Source organism: Streptomyces sp. NPDC001156 (assembly GCF_053598275.1).
The window spans coordinates 43,974-58,753 of the sequence record NZ_JBSFJX010000008.1 but is presented as its reverse complement, the minus strand read 5'-3'; the positions used below and the strand labels follow the sequence as shown (position 1 = coordinate 58,753).

Sequence of the window (14,780 nt, the reverse complement as noted above, 5' to 3'; positions counted from 1 at the left end):
ACGTGTGGCTTCCTCGTTCCGTGCGCCGTGGGTCGCCTCTTCCCTCGTCACATACCGACTGGTTAGTCTGACGTCCGCAGCAGAGCCGGCTGCAGGCAGAGCCGACTGCGACAGAGCCGATTCGCGTCGTGCCGAAGGAGGCCGATGGTGGAAGCCGTGCGGGATGCGGGAGTCGTCGTCACCGGAGCGGGAGGCGGCATCGGTGCGGCGCTGGCCCGCCGCTTCGCCACCGAGGGGGCCCGGGTCGTCGTCAACGACCTGGACGCCGGCCGGGCGAAGGCCGTGGCCGACGAGATCGGCGGCATCGCGGTCCCGGGCGACGCCTCCGTGATCGTGGCCGAGGCGCGGGAAGCCCTCGGCGGCACGGTCGACGTCTACTGCGCCAACGCGGGCCTCGGTTCCGGCGGCACCGAGGCCGCCGACGAGGAGGTGTGGGCCCAGGCCTGGGACGTCAACGTCATGGCGCATGTGCGTGCCGCCCGCGCCCTCCTGCCCGACTGGCTGGAGCGCGGCGCGGGCCGCTTCGTCTCCACCGTCTCGGCCGCCGGACTGCTCACCATGATCGGCGCCGCCCCGTACAGCGTCACCAAGCACGGGGCCTACGCCTTCGCCGAGTGGCTGTCGCTGACGTACCGGCACCGCGGTCTCAAGGTCCACGCGATCTGTCCCCAGGGCGTGCGCACCGACATGCTGACCGCCTCCGGCAGCGCCGGCGAACTGGTGCTCGTACCGACCGCGATCGCCCCCGAGGACGTCGCCGACGCGCTCATCGAGGGCATCGAGGAGGACCGGTTCCTGATCCTGCCGCACCCCGAGGTCGCCGCCTACTACCAAGCGCGCGCCACCGAGCCGGACCGCTGGCTGACCAGCATGAACCACCTCCAGCAGAAGTGGGAGGCCGCCCAGTGAGCGCTTCCCGGTATGCCGCCAAGCCCTGGCTCGCGCTTCTCGACGACGCGCAGCGCTCCCCGGTCAGCCCCGCCGACTCCCTGGTGCACGCCCTGCGCGGGGCGCCGGCCGACCGCACCGCCCTCGCCTACTTCGACGGCCGGATGAGCTACGCGGAACTGGACGCGCTGACCGACTCCGTCGCCGGGTACCTGGCCGGCCGCGGTCTGGAGCGCGGCGACCGCGTCGCGATCCTGCTCCAGAACTCCCCGCACTTCGTACTCGCCCTGCTCGGCGCCTGGAAGGCGGGCGCGACCGTCGTGCCGGTCAACCCGATGTACAAGTCGGGCGAGGTCACCCATGTCCTGAAGGACGCGGAGGTGACCGCCCTGGTGTGCTCCGACCGCGCCTGGGAGTCGTATCTGCGCGAGACGGCCACCGGATCGCCCGTGCGGATCGTGCTCACGGCCTGCGAGCTGGACCTCCAGACCCGCGGCGACGCACGGGTGCTGACCTTCGAGCGGCTCGAGCGGGCCGCCGACGCCGACGACCTGCTCGCCGTCGCCCGGCAGGGCCACAAGGCGCCCGAGGGCCGCGCCCCCGCCCCGTCCGACATCGCGCTGATCAGCTACACCTCCGGCACCAGCGGCACCCCCAAGGGCGCCACCAACACGCACGGCAACATCATGTACAACGCCGAGCGGCAGCGAACGGGTCTCGGCCTGCCCGAGCAGCCCGTCTACTTCGCGCTGGCACCCCTGTTCCACATCACCGGGATGGTGTGCGAACTGGTGGCGTGCCTCAACAGCCGGGGCACGCTGGTCCTCGCCTACCGCTTCGAGCCGGGCGTCGTCCTGGACGCGTTCGCCGAGCACCGGCCCCACTACACCGTGGGCCCCTCGACCGCCTTCATGGCCCTGGCGGCCCACCCGTCCGTCACCCCCGGCCACTTCTCCTCCTTCCGGGTCATCTCCTCCGGCGGGGCCCCGCTGCCGCCCGCCCTGGTGGAGAAGTTCCGGGCCGGCTTCGGGCCGTACGTCCGCAACGGCTACGGACTCACCGAGTGCACCGCCCCCTGCGCCGCCGTGCCGCCCGGTCGTGAGGCACCGGTGGACCCGGAGTCCGGGACGCTGGCCGTCGGCGTGCCCGGCCCCGACACGGTGGTGCGCATCGTCGACGACCAGGGCGAGGAGGTGCCGTTCGGCCGGCAGGGTGAGATCGTCGTACGGGGCCCGCAGGTGGTGCCCGGCTACTGGCGGCGTCCCGAGGCCACCGCCGAGACCTTCCCGGACGGCGAGCTGCGCACCGGCGACATCGGCTTCATGGACGAGCAGGGCTGGCTGTACGTCGTCGACCGGAAGAAGGACATGATCAACGCGTCCGGCTTCAAGGTGTGGCCGCGCGAGGTCGAGGACGTCCTGTACACGCATCCCGCGGTCCGTGAGGCGGCCGTCGTCGGCGTGCCGGACGGATACCGCGGGGAGACCGTGAAGGCGTACATCAGCCTGCGTCCGGGCGCCGTGGCGGACCCGGACGCGCTGACGGCCTACTGCAAGGAGAGACTGGCCGCTTACAAATACCCGCGTCAGGTGGAGATCCTCCCCGACCTGCCGAAGACGGCGAGTGGGAAGATCCTCCGTCGGGAACTGCGTTCCCGTCCGCAGGCGACCCAGTAGACATGACGGAAAGGCAGGTGGCGGCAGTGCCCAGAACGACGGACGGGGACGGCGCACCCGTCCCGCAGCGGCTGCTGGCCGCCGCCACCCGGCTCTTCGCGGACCAGGGCTACGACCGCACGTCCGTGCAGGAGATCGTCGAGGCGGCCGGCGTCACGAAGGGGGCGCTGTACCACTACTTCGGGTCCAAGGACGATCTGCTGCACGAGGTGTACGCGCGCGTGCTGCGGGTCCAGCAGGAGCGTCTGGACGCCTTCGCTGACGCCGACGAGCCGGTGGAGAAGCGGCTGCGGGCCGCGGCAGCGGACGTCGTCGTCACCACGATCGAGAACCTCGACGACGCGATGATCTTCTTCCGGTCCATGCACCATCTGAGCCCGGAGAAGAACAAGCAGGTCCGCGCCGAGCGGCGCCGCTACCACGAGCGGTTCCGCGCCCTGATCGAGGAGGGCCAGAAGGAGGGCGTGTTCTCCACCGCCACGCCCGCCGACCTGGTCGTGGACTACCACTTCGGCTCGGTGCACCACCTGTCGACGTGGTACCGGCCCAACGGCCCGCTCAGCCCCCAGCAGGTCGCCGACCACCTGGCGGACCTGCTGCTGCGGGCGCTGCGCCCGTAACCGACCCGTGCGCAGGGGTGAGGGGCGGACGCACACGCGTCCGCCCCTCAGCCCTGTGTCACACGTACTTCTTCAGCTCACGTCGCGCCAGCGACCGCTGGTGCACCTCGTCCGGGCCGTCCGCGAGCCGCAGGGTCCGCGCGGCCGCCCACAGCTCGGCCAGCGGGAAGTCCTGGCTCACGCCGCCCGCGCCGTGCAGCTGGACCGCCTTGTCGATGATGTCGACGACCGTGCGCGGGGTGGCGATCTTGATCGCCTGGATCTCGGTGTGGGCGCCCTTGTTGCCGACCGTGTCCATCATCCACGCGGTCTTGAGGACCAGCAGCCGCAGCTGTTCGACCGCAACGCGCGCATCGGCGATCCAGTTGTGCACGACGCCCTGCTGGGCCAGCGCCTTGCCGAACGCCGTCCGTTCCACCGCCCGCCTGCACATCAGCTCGATCGCCCGCTCCGCCATGCCGATCAGCCTCATGCAGTGGTGGATACGGCCGGGACCGAGCCGGGCCTGGGCGATGGCGAAGCCGCCGCCCTCCTCGCCGATCAGGTTCGCCACCGGTACGCGCGCGTGGTCGAAGACCACCTCGGCGTGGCCGCCGTGGTAGTGGTCCTCGTAGCCGTAGACCTGCATCGCGCGCTTGACGTGAACGCCGGGCGTGTCGCGCGGGACCAGCACCATGGACTGCTGACGGCGGATGTCGGACCCGTCCGGGTCCGTCTTGCCCATCACGATGAAGATCTTGCAGTCCGGGTTCATCGCCCCGGAGATGTACCACTTGCGGCCCGTGATGACGTAGTCACCGCCGTCGCGTTCGATGCGCGTGGTGATGTTCGTCGCGTCCGAGGAGGCCACCTCGGGCTCGGTCATCGCGAACGCCGAGCGGATCTCCCCGGCGAGCAGTGGCTCCAGCCACTGCTTCTTCTGCTGGTCGTCACCGAACTGCGCCAGCACCTCCATGTTGCCCGTGTCCGGTGCCGCGCAGTTCAGCGCGGTGGGCGCCAGCTGCGGGGAGCGGCCGGTGATCTCGGCGAGCGGCGCGTATTGAAGGTTGGTGAGCCCGGCGCCGTACTCGGAGTCCGGCAGGAAGAGGTTCCACAGGCCCTGCCTGCGGGCCTCGGCCTTCAGGTCCTCGACGATCGCGGGGGTGTCCCAGGGCGAGGCGAGCCGCTTGCGCTGCTCGTCCGCGACGGCTTCCGCCGGGTAGACGAACTCGTCCATGAAGGCGAGCAGCTTGGCGCGCAGCTCCTCGGTGCGCGCGTCGAATGCGAAGTCCATGGCGGATCAGCCCTCCTGAAGAGTGGTCAGGCCGTGCTCGATGAAGACGGGCACCAGCCCGCCGATGCGGTCGAAGCCCGGTCCGACCGTCTGGCCGAGCGTGTAGCGGTAGTGGATGCCCTCGAGGATCACCGCGAGCTTGAACCAGGCGAACGCCGTGTACCAGGAGACGGCGGCGAGGTCACGGCCCGAGCGGGCGGCGTACCGCTCGATCAGCTCCGCCGGATCCGGGTGCCCGGGTGCCTGGGCGGTGGTGGAGACGGGGGAGTCGGGCGTGCCGAGGGGCACGCTGTACATCACCAGCAGGCCCACGTCAGTGAGCGGGTCGCCGAGGGTGGACATCTCCCAGTCGAGGACGGCGGTTATGCGGTCGTCGTCGCCCAGCAGCACGTTGTCCAGGCGGTAGTCGCCGTGGATCACGGTCGGAGCGGGCGAGACGGGCAGTGCCCGGCCCAGTGCGGCGTGCAGCTCGTCTATGCCGGGCAGATCGCGGTTGCGCGAGGCGTCCAGTTGCTTGCCCCAGCGGCGCAGCTGGCGGTCCAGGAATCCCTCGGGGCGGCCGAAGTCGTCGAGGCCCACCGCGGCCGGGTCCACCGCGTGCAGCTCGACCAGGGTGTCCACCAGGCCGAGGACCGCGTCACGCGTACGCTGCGGGCCGAGCGGGGCCAGCTGTTCGGCGGTGCGGTACGGCGTGCCCTGGACGAAGTCCATCACGTAGAAGGGGGCCCCGAGGACGGAGTCGTCCTCGCACAGCAGTACCGGGCGCGGGACCGGGACGGATGTCGGATACAGCGCGCTGATCACCCGGTGCTCGCGCTTCATGTCATGTGCGGTGGCGAGCACATGCCCGAGCGGGGGGCGCCGTACGACCCAGTCCGATGTCCCGTCCGAGACCGCGTAGGTGAGGTTCGACCGCCCGCCCTCGATCAGCCGTCCGGTCAGGGGTCCGGTGACCAGGCCGGGCCGCTCGGTGTCGAGCAGGCCGCGCAGCCGGTCGAGATCGAGACCTGGCGGGTGGTCTGGGCTCATCGTTGCTCCTCCAGCGCGGTGACAGGACCTGCATCATGATGCCGACCGGTCGGTATGCAGTCCAGAGCGCGGAGCGAACGTGATCGGCGCCACGGTGTCATGGTGGCGCCGACGGCAGGGGCTGTCACGGCGGCATGGCACCGCCGAGCGCTCATACGGGGCCGGCCGCCGCGCGCGGTGCGCGTCCGGCGTCAGGAGTTTCGGGTGTGGTCGGCGCCGCGTCCGTCAGCGGTCGTCGCCCGGCCCGCCCGCGGCCGATGCCGCGTGCGTCAGTGGTCGTCCCAGTGGTCTTCGTGCGCGGCGTGGCGATGGCCGTCGTGCAGATAGTCGATGTGGTCGCCGTGCTGGACCTGGCGGTGGCCGCACCCCTCGCCGTGCCGGTGCTCGTGGCCTCCCTCATGGCTGACATGGCCGCCGGCCTCGCACTCGTCCCAGTGGTCTTCGTGCTCGCGGTGCAGATGGCCGTCGTGCGCGTAGTCGACGTGGTCCCCGTGGGGTACCGCGTCGTGGCCGCAGGCCGGGCCGTGGCTGTGGTCGTGCGCGGTGTGTTCCCGGTGGACGGTGCTCATGGCGCTCACCTTCGAAGGTGCGTGCAGTGACGGTTCAGGCTAACCAGACAAAACGCCTCTTTCGCCGTCATCCGGGATGCGCGCCGTCCGGATGCCCCGACCGTGTTCAGAACACCAGCGCCACGGCGCACACGGCAAGGGCGATCGTGCACAGGGCCGCGGCGGCGGCGTAGCGGGGGGTGAGGCGAGGCGGCCGGCCGGGTTCCGCCATGGCGAGGGCCCGGATACGCCCATGGGCGAGGGCCAGGAAGGCGAGCCAGAGCAGACAGCACACGGAGGCGACACCCAAGCCGGCCGCCGTGCCGCTGTGCAGCGCCGACTTCGCGGCGAGCACCGCGGCGACGGTGCCCGACAGGGTCGTACGCCGCCAGGCGAGCCGGGTGCGCTCCGGTTGCAGCCCCGGGTCGCGCCCGGAGGCCGGGGCGCTCATCCTTCCCAGCCGGTGATCACGACCACGACCATGGCGATGGCCACCACGGCGACGACGATGCTCAGCAGGGCCGGGAACCGGGAAGCGGGCAGGTCGTCGCCCCGCCGCATCGCGCGTTCGCAGCGTACCCAGTGGTTGATGGCGCGCAGCGAGCACAGGACCCCGGCGGCGAGCAGCCCGAGGGCGAGCCCGACGCGCCAGGCCCAGCGCAGGTCCGGCAGGAACTGGTCCACGGCGAAGCCGCCGCCGATCAGCGCCAGCGCGGTACGCAGCCAGGCCAGAAAGGTCCGCTCGTTGGCCAGCGAGAAGCGATAGTCGGGCGTACGGCCTTCCTCCCGGATGTCCTGGGGCGCGAACCACAGCCGGACGTTCCGTACGAATTCGATCACGTGCAGGACCCTACCGGGCCCCGGGGGCAGAGACCGGGGCCGGGCTCCTGGAGAGGGTGGAGACAGGCGGTCAGCCGGTGGAGCGGAGGTGGGCCTTGAGCCGTTCGTAGGCGGCGAGTCCGTCCGGGACCCAGGCCCAGTCGGACAGCCGGCGTTCCACCTCCTCCTCCGGCAGGAAGTCGTGCCAGGCGACCTCCTCGGCCTGGGGGCTGACGGGCAGGTCGCAGCGGACCCGGTAGACGGACGACCACCAGCTCTGCCCGGCGCCGTCGTCGTACAGGAACTTGAACAGCGGCTCGGGCCGGGGGAGCCCGCTGACACCGAGTTCCTCCTCGGCCTCGCGCAGGGCGGCGTCGTCGTACGTCTCGCCCGCACCGACCACGCCGCCGACGAACATGTCGTACAGGGAGGGGAAGACCAGCTTGGCGGGGGTGCGGCGGTGGACGAAGACCCGGCCCTCGGCGTCCCGCGCCTGGATGAAGACGCACCGGTGGCGCAGCCCCCGCGCGTACGCCTCACCGCGAGGCGACTGCCCGATGACCCTGTCGTTCTCGTCCACGATGTCGAGGAGTTCGTCAGCGGCACTCATGGAACCATCCAAGCAGTGCGGGCCCCTTGGGCCATCGGTGGCGCCGGAGGCGCGGCAGCGTCCCGCGGTCCGTCACCGCGGCTGCAGATCCCTCTCCCGCTCCGGCTCGCCCAGCCCCCGTGGCATGGCCGGGTGAAGCCCGAGGAGCACGATGCCGAAGACGATCGCCGCCAGCCCGGCGGCCTGCCATGCCAGCGCGCCGGTGTCGGTGCGCAGCTGGTCGCCGAGGAACCCGACCCCGCAGAGGATCCCGGCCAACGGCTGGGCCGCGGTCAGCGCGGGCAGGGACATCCGCAGCGGTGCCGTCTCGAAGGCGCTCTGCACCAGGATCAGCCCCGTCACCCCGAGGACCAGCACGCCGTACGGCTGCCAGCCCGTGATGAACTCCGTCCAGCCGCCCGCCGTCAGCCGCTGCCCGCTGACCCGGGTGAGCGCGTCCTGCACCCCGTACAGCAGCCCTGCGGCGAGCCCCAGCAGTACCGGACCGATGATCAGCCGGGACTTCTTGGCATACGTCGTCAGCAGCAGCGCCAGGCCGACCACCACGCCGATGATCAGCCAGTGCCGAACGGGATCGGTGACCGCGTTGCCCCCTTTGGGCTGACCCGCCACGATGAACGCGCTGACGCCGCCGGCGAGCAGGAGGAGGCCGCCCCACCCCTGGCGGCCCAGGGGCTGTTTGGTCTGCCGGCGGGACTCGGCCAGCGCGAACAGCAGGTTCGTGGCGACCAGCGGCTCGACCAGGGAGATCTCCCCGTGGGCCAGCGCGATCGCACTGAGGATCATGCCGGCGACCATCAGGCCGAGGCCGCCGAGCCAGCGCGGCATCTTGACCAGGTCCAGCAGCAGCCGCGGGGAGAGGAAGTCGCTCAGCGGCGCCTGCTGGGCGGCGTTCTGCTGCAGCACGAACCCGGTGCCCAGACAGAAGGCCGCGCTCACGGCGAGAGCCAGAACCAGTACTGACACGCTGTACCTCGATGATTCAGCGGAGTCACGGGATGCGTATCACGCCGACTGTAGCGCCAGCCGCTGTGGCCCGCCCGCCCTTGAGCGCTTCCCGGCAGGGCCTCGCCCCGCCGAACGGAAGTCTCCCGACGGTATCGGGTACCCGCTGACAGGCGGTTGACTCGGTCACTCTTCTGCCCAAGGATCTGACCGGTCGGTAACAAGGCGGGCCGACCGGTAGTCACCGTGAGAGGACGGGCGCATGGCCTACGACGCTGATGTCATCGTGATCGGGGCAGGCCTCGCCGGGCTCACGGCGACCGCGGAACTGGTCGAGGCCGGCCGGAAGGTGATCCTCCTCGACCAGGAGCCGGAGCAGTCGATGGGCGGCCAGGCGTTCTGGTCCTTCGGCGGTCTCTTCTTCGTCGACTCTCCGGAGCAGCGCCGGCTGCGCATCAAGGACAGTCACGGCCTCGCCCTCCAGGACTGGATGGGCACGGCCGCCTTCGACCGCCCCGAGGACCACTGGCCGCGCCAGTGGGCCGAGGCCTACGTCGACTTCGCGGCCGGCGAGAAGCGCGCCTGGCTGCACCGGCAGGGCATGCGCTTCTTCCCGGTCGTCGGCTGGGCCGAGCGCGGCGGCTACGACGCCACCGGGCACGGCAACTCGGTGCCCCGCTTCCACATCACCTGGGGCACCGGCCCGGGAGTGATCGCCCCGTTCGTGCGGCGGGTGCAGGCCGGGGTGGCGCGTGGTCTCGTCCAGCTGAAGTTCCGTCATCGCGTCACGGGTCTCTCGCGCAGCGCGGGCGACGTCGACACCGTCACCGGTGAGGTCCTGGAGCCGTCGGACGTGCAGCGGGGCAAGGCCAGCAGCCGTGTGGTCGCCGGCGCCTTCGAGTTCAGGGCACAGGCGGTGATCGTCACCAGCGGCGGTATCGGCGGCAACCACGAACTGGTGCGGGCCAACTGGCCGGAACGTCTCGGCACCCCACCCGAGCGGATGGTCTCCGGTGTGCCGGCGCACGTCGACGGCAGGATGCTGGGCATCGCCGAGGGCGCGGGCGCCCGGCTGATCAACGGCGACCGCATGTGGCACTACACCGAGGGCCTGCACAACTGGGACCCCATCTGGGACAACCACGGCATCCGCATCCTGCCGGGCCCCTCCTCCCTGTGGCTGGACGCCCGTGGCCGGCGGCTGCCCGTGCCACTCTTCCCCGGCTTCGACACCCTCGGCACGCTCGAGCACATCATGAGGACCGGGTACGACTACACGTGGTTCGTGCTCGACCAGAAGATCATCGGCAAGGAGTTCGCGCTCTCCGGCTCCGAGCAGAACCCGGACCTCACCGGCAAGTCGGTCAGGGACGTGATCGGGCGGGCCCGCGCGGACGTGCCGGGACCGGTCAAGGCGTTCATGGACCACGGCGTCGACTTCGTCGTCGAGAAGGACTTGGGCGCGCTGGTGCGCGGCATGAACGCGCTCACCAAGGAGCCGCTGATCGACGAGGCCGACCTGCGCCGCGAGATCGTCGCGCGCGACCGGGAGATCCCGAACCCCTTCACCAAGGACCTCCAGGTGACGGCGATACGCGGTGCCCGTCGCTACCTCGGGGACCGGCTGATCCGGACCGCCGCCCCGCACCGCGTCCTCGACCCCAAGGCGGGCCCGCTGATCGCGGTGCGCCTGAACATCCTGACCCGCAAGTCGCTCGGCGGTCTGGAGACCGACCTGTCCTCGCGGGTGCTGACCGAGGGCGGCGACCCGCTCGCGGGGGTGTACGCGGCCGGGGAGGCGGCGGGCTTCGGCGGCGGCGGTGTGCACGGCTACCGCTCCCTGGAGGGCACCTTCCTCGGGGGCTGCCTGTTCTCGGGCCGTGCCGCGGGACGGGCGGCGGCGAAGGCGGTCGGATAGCCGGGCGCGCGGGCAGGTCCCGTCCGGGGAGGTCCCAAGGGCGGCGGCACGCGCGGCGCCGCCCGTCGGCCGGTTCGGGGCGGCCGAGGAGGGCCGGCCGTGCAAGACTGCCCCAGGCCCAACCAGCATGGAACCAAAGGCAGTTGACACGTGTCGTGGTGCTCGTCCGCCCTTGACTCAAACCGTTGGTGCGGGGTTTGCTGTGCGTGACCAAAACTTGACGAGCCGCGTTCTGTAAGGAAGCCCCGCGGTGCCACCCCCACCCCCACCCCCGCCGTCCTTCGGCCGCGGCCGCAAACGTGCTGCCCAGGGCTTCGACGCCGCGCTGGACGACGCCGAACTCGTCGCCGCACGGGCCTCACTCGCCCGGGGGCGATGGACCGCCGTCCGGTCCCTGCTCGCGTCCGACGCCGACGACTGGGATCGCCGAGGGCACCGTGTCACCGTTCTCGCGCAGGAGACCGCCGCCCTCGTCTGGGCGCAGGACTGGCTGCTCGCCGAACCGGACTCCCCCTGCGCCTCCGTCCTCGTCGCCCATGCCATCGTCCACCGCGCTCTGCAGGGCAAGGAACGCCCGGAGGCGGCCCGCGAGGCCTGCCGGGCGGCAGCCGCGCAGGCCCCCGAGGACCCGACGCCCTGGCTGGGCCTGCTGATCCTGGAGCGTTCGCTCGGCACCGAGGAGGACGTGGTCCGGCTGTTCGACGAGGTCCGCGCCCGCTACCCGGACCATCACCATGCGCACCACCTGGTGATCGCCAGGCTCGCCGAGCGCCGCGCCGACGCCGGCCAGGACCCGCTGCACGAGGTCTACGACTTCGCCAACTGGGCCGCCGAGCAGGCGCCCGCCGACTCACCGCTCGCCATCCTCCCCGTCGTCGCGCACGCCGAGCGCTACCGCGTGCTGGCCACCGCCGGAACCGAGTCCCCCGACCCTGTCACCTCCGGGCACTGGGTCGGCCGACGGGCCCGCCAGGTGATGAAGGCCGCGTTCGACTGGTGGCTGGAATGGGAGCGCGACGATCATCCGCGCCGTCATGTCGACCTCAACTTCCTGGCCCACGCCAAGCACTGCGGGGGCCGGGACGCCGAGGCCGCCGCCCTGTTCCTGCGCATCGGACCGCATGTGACCCCGGCGCCGTGGTCGTACCCGGACCGCGACCCGTACGAGGCCTTCCACGCCGCGCGCGAAAGGGCCCTAGGTACGACGTGACGGCTCGCCGCAAAGATCCGGAAGACCTCGTCCAGAAAGTCCTCGTCCAGAAAGTCCCGTCCGCACAGTCCCCGTTCACCCGTCCCGAAAGGACAACCGCGCGATGACGACCGGCAGTTCGAGCACGAGCAGACCCGCCGCCGACGGCGGCGCCATCAGCACCTTCAAAGGACAGGAGCGCGCGCTCCGCGCCAACCGCCTGGGCACGGCCGGACTGCTGCTGTCCGTGCTCGCCGCGACCGCCCCGCTCATGGTGGTCGCGGGTGTCATGCCCACTGCATTCGCGGTGATGGGCATCGTCGGCCAGCCGTTGCTCTTCGTCATCCTCGGGTGCGTACTGGCCCTGTTCTCCGTCGGGTACGCGGAGATGAGCCGTCACGTCCACAACGCGGGCGCGTTCTACGCGTACATCTCCCGCGGCCTCGGCGGCACGGCGGGAGCGGGCGCGGCCGTGGTCGCCCTCGTCGCGTACAGCGCGCTGCAGTTCGGGATCTACGGCATCTTCGGCTTCGAGGTCTCCACCCTGTGCGCCACCCACCTGGACCTCCAGGTCGCCTGGTGGATACCGGCGCTGGTGGCCGTGGCCATCGTCGGGGCGCTCGGCTGGCTGAAGATCGACGTCAACGCGCGCCTGCTCGGCGTGCTGCTGCTGATCGAGGTCGCGCTCGTCGTCATCTTCGATGTCGCGGCGGTGGGCAACCCCGCCAAGGAAGGCCTGTCGCTGCACGCCTTCAACCCGGACACGCTCACCGGGGCGGGCGTCGGCACCGCGCTGTGCTTCTGCATCGCCGCCTTCACCGGCTTCGAACAGGCGCCCGTCTACGCCGAGGAGACCAGCCGCCCGCACGTCCTGGTGCCGCGCGTGATGTTCCTGGCGATCGGTTTCGTCTCCGTCTTCTTCGCCATCAGCTCCTGGACGCTGACGATCGCCGCGGGGCCCTCCGCCATCGTCCCGGCCGCGCAGAAGCAGAGCGCGGGTCTGCTGTTCTGGCTGACCGAGTCCATCCTCGGCCACCCCTTCAGCAACGTGATGCAGGTGCTGTTCGTGACCGGCATGTTCGCCGCGCTGCTCAGCTTCCACAACGTCGTCGCCCGCTACGCCTTCGCCATGGGCCGCGAGGGACTGCTGCCCGCCGCCTTCGGCCGTACGACGGGTACCAACGGCGCCCCCGGCACGGGCTCGCTGCTGCAGAGCGCGGTGTCCGCGGTGATCGTGATCGTCTTCGCCGTGGCCGACGACAAGCCGACCGGCGACCCGACCGCGCCCGTACTGCACCTGTTCACCTGGTTCGGCAGCGTCGGCGCGCTCGGTGTCACCCTGCTGATGGTGGGGGCCTCCGCCTCGGTGATCGTCTTCTTCGCCCGCCGCGGCTCCGCCCGTGCGCAGGCCTGGCGGCTCGTCACCTCCGCGGTGGCCGGTCTCGCGCTGCTGGTGATCGTCGGCTACACGGTCAAGGACTTCGACGTCCTCGTCGGCACCGGCCCGGACTCCGCGCTCGCCTGGCTGCTCCCGGCGATCATCGGTGTGGCCCTGCTGCTCGGCCTGGTCCAGGGGCTGCTGATGCGCTCCCGCAATCCCCAGGCGCATGCCCGCATCGGCCTCGGCAACGAGGCGTTCCAACTGGAGAAGGTGGCCGAATCGGCGTCGTGAACCCCGTGATCCACTTCCTGAGAACCCGGTGAGAAGTGGTTACGGAATTCTGACGAGCATGCGGCACCCCTGGCCTCGAAGGGGTGTCGGGTGCTCGAATCGTGGTGTGAACCCTGAACGACCCGAGGAGCGGGACGCACCGCAGCCCGCCGACCGCGAGACGCCGGAGGCCACCGGCACCCCGATCGGCCGCCGGGTCCTGCTGGGCACCCTCGGACTCGGCGCTCTCGGCGTCGTCGCCGCTCCCACGCTCCAGCGCGGCCTCGAGGGCTTCCTGGGCAGTGTCTCCGGCAAGGACCCGACGGGCCTGACCGGCCTGCTGCCCAACGGCGGCGGCTTCCGCTACTACTCGGTGACGGCGTCCGTTCCGCACCTGGGCGAGAAGGACTACCGCCTCACCGTGAACGGCGCGGTGGACCACCCGAAGTCGTACTCGCTGGCCGACCTGCGCGCGCTGCCGCAGACCCGGCTCGTGCACGACGTCCAGTGCGTCACCGGGTGGCGGGTGCCGAAGACGCCGTTCGAGGGGGTACGGCTCGCCACGCTGCTGGACGCCGCGGGGGTGCGCTCCTCGGCCGGCGCGGTCCGCTTCACGTGTTTCGACGGGGCCTACACCGAGAGCCTCACCCTCGACCAGGCGCGCCGCAGCGACGTGCTCGTCGCCCTGAAGATGCAGGACAAGCCGGTGAGCTACGACCACGGCGGCCCGGTCCGCCTCTATGTCGCGCCCATGTACTTCTACAAGTCGGCGAAGTGGCTCTCCGGCATCACCGTCACCCAAGGCGTACGCCCTGGGTACTGGGAGGAGCGCGGGTACGACGTGGACGCATGGGTCGGCAAGTCGAACGGGCGGGACGATGCACCCACCAGTTGAGGCCCCGACCCGGTCCACGCACGTGCGTCGCTTCAGCCGGGGTGAGAAGTGGGTGCACCGCGGCACGGCCGTGCTGATGGGCCTGTGCGTGGCGACGGCCGCCTGCCTGTACATCCCGACGTTCGCGGAGCTGGTGGGCCGCCGTGAACTGGTGGTGAGGATCCACGAGTGGGCGGGACTTCTGCTCCCGGTCCCAGTGCTGGCGGGCCTCGCCTCCCGGGCCTTCCGCGCGGACCTCGGCCACCTCAACCGCTGGGGGCCGCACGACCGGGTCTGGCTGCGCTCGGCTCTGCGCCGTGACCACCGCCGAGCCTTCCGGCCCGCAGGCAAGTTCAACGCCGGGCAGAAGACGTACGCCGCATGGATCGCGGGCGCCACTTTGGTGATGCTCGGCACGGGACTGCTGATGTGGTTCACCCACCTCGCCCCGCTGGTGTGGCGCACCTCGGCGACCTTCGTCCACGACTGGCTCGCCCTGACCATCGGCGTGGTCCTGGCCGGCCACATCGGCATGGCCCTCGGCGACTCGGAGGCGCGCCGGGGCCTGCGGACGGGACGGGTCAGCCGCCAGTGGGCGGAAGAGGAACATCCGCTGTGGCGGCCGTAGCCGCCAAGAGACGCGCGGGCCGTCCTGACCGTGCCCGCCGACCGGGCCTCGACGTCGGGCCGTGCGCCATCCGCGTCAGGGGTATGGACCTGCCGACTTGGTTCTTGGGCGG

At 71.4% G+C, this 14,780-nt stretch carries 15 protein-coding genes; 8 read left to right on the top strand and 7 right to left on the bottom strand.

What is annotated here, in order from left to right; genetic code table 11:
- Window positions 1-144: 144 nt before the first annotated feature.
- The 3 genes from ACWDA7_RS06810 to ACWDA7_RS06800 are packed head-to-tail and all read left to right on the top strand — an operon-like array spanning window position 145 to window position 3,184.
- Complete coding sequence (locus ACWDA7_RS06810) at window positions 145-909, top strand: SDR family oxidoreductase (protein ID WP_450603111.1); 765 nt, start codon at window positions 145-147, stop codon at window positions 907-909.
- Window positions 906-2,564 (top strand): class I adenylate-forming enzyme family protein, encoded by a 1,659-nt coding sequence (locus tag ACWDA7_RS06805; protein ID WP_450603110.1) that lies wholly within the window; start codon window positions 906-908, stop codon window positions 2,562-2,564. Before ACWDA7_RS06810 ends, ACWDA7_RS06805 begins: the two co-directional genes overlap by 4 nt.
- A 26-nt stretch (window positions 2,565-2,590) precedes the next feature.
- Window positions 2,591-3,184 (top strand): TetR/AcrR family transcriptional regulator, encoded by a 594-nt coding sequence (locus tag ACWDA7_RS06800; protein WP_359391729.1) that lies wholly within the window; start codon window positions 2,591-2,593, stop codon window positions 3,182-3,184.
- Between the two features lie 58 nt (window positions 3,185-3,242).
- Here the strand turns inward: ACWDA7_RS06800 and ACWDA7_RS06795 are convergent, their stop codons facing one another.
- From ACWDA7_RS06795 to ACWDA7_RS06765, 7 genes are all read right to left on the bottom strand, one after another.
- Entirely contained in the window at window positions 3,243-4,457 is a 1,215-nt protein-coding gene (locus ACWDA7_RS06795; protein WP_450603109.1) for an acyl-CoA dehydrogenase family protein, read from the bottom strand.
- Window positions 4,458-4,463: 6 nt separating this feature from the next.
- Complete coding sequence (locus ACWDA7_RS06790) at window positions 4,464-5,486, bottom strand: phosphotransferase family protein (RefSeq protein WP_450603108.1); 1,023 nt, start codon at window positions 5,484-5,486, stop codon at window positions 4,464-4,466.
- A gap of 269 nt (window positions 5,487-5,755) precedes the next feature.
- Window positions 5,756-6,055, bottom strand: a complete 300-nt coding sequence (locus ACWDA7_RS06785) for a hypothetical protein (protein ID WP_359391732.1) — start codon at window positions 6,053-6,055, stop codon at window positions 5,756-5,758.
- Window positions 6,056-6,161: 106 nt separating this feature from the next.
- Entirely contained in the window at window positions 6,162-6,485 is a 324-nt protein-coding gene (locus tag ACWDA7_RS06780) for a DUF202 domain-containing protein (RefSeq protein WP_450603106.1), read from the bottom strand.
- Window positions 6,482-6,874, bottom strand: a complete 393-nt coding sequence (locus tag ACWDA7_RS06775; RefSeq protein WP_359391734.1) for a YidH family protein — start codon at window positions 6,872-6,874, stop codon at window positions 6,482-6,484. The genes ACWDA7_RS06780 and ACWDA7_RS06775 overlap by 4 nt, the downstream gene beginning before the upstream one ends.
- A 70-nt stretch (window positions 6,875-6,944) precedes the next feature.
- Entirely contained in the window at window positions 6,945-7,463 is a 519-nt protein-coding gene (locus tag ACWDA7_RS06770) for an NUDIX hydrolase (RefSeq protein ID WP_450603104.1), read from the bottom strand.
- 72 nt (window positions 7,464-7,535) lie between these two features.
- Entirely contained in the window at window positions 7,536-8,429 is an 894-nt protein-coding gene (locus tag ACWDA7_RS06765; RefSeq protein ID WP_359391736.1) for a DMT family transporter, read from the bottom strand.
- Window positions 8,430-8,670: 241 nt separating this feature from the next.
- On the opposite strand from ACWDA7_RS06765, the gene ACWDA7_RS06760 reads away from it, so the two are divergent.
- From ACWDA7_RS06760 to ACWDA7_RS06740, 5 genes are all read left to right on the top strand, one after another.
- Window positions 8,671-10,326, top strand: coding sequence for an FAD-binding dehydrogenase (locus ACWDA7_RS06760; protein ID WP_450603103.1), 1,656 nt, complete (start codon window positions 8,671-8,673; stop codon window positions 10,324-10,326).
- A gap of 250 nt (window positions 10,327-10,576) precedes the next feature.
- Window positions 10,577-11,536 carry a hypothetical protein gene (locus ACWDA7_RS06755; RefSeq protein WP_450603102.1) on the top strand — a complete coding sequence of 320 codons (960 nt, stop codon included), beginning with the start codon at window positions 10,577-10,579 and terminating at the stop codon, window positions 11,534-11,536.
- 103 nt (window positions 11,537-11,639) lie between these two features.
- Window positions 11,640-13,187, top strand: coding sequence for an APC family permease (locus tag ACWDA7_RS06750; protein ID WP_450603101.1), 1,548 nt, complete (start codon window positions 11,640-11,642; stop codon window positions 13,185-13,187).
- Window positions 13,188-13,293: 106 nt separating this feature from the next.
- Window positions 13,294-14,061, top strand: coding sequence for a molybdopterin-dependent oxidoreductase (locus ACWDA7_RS06745; protein ID WP_450603100.1), 768 nt, complete (start codon window positions 13,294-13,296; stop codon window positions 14,059-14,061).
- The gene (locus tag ACWDA7_RS06740; RefSeq protein WP_450603099.1) at window positions 14,045-14,668 is read left to right on the top strand and encodes a cytochrome b/b6 domain-containing protein; all 624 of its coding nucleotides are present in this window, start codon (window positions 14,045-14,047) and stop codon (window positions 14,666-14,668) included. The genes ACWDA7_RS06745 and ACWDA7_RS06740 overlap by 17 nt, the downstream gene beginning before the upstream one ends.
- The last annotated feature ends 112 nt before the right edge of the window (window positions 14,669-14,780 follow it).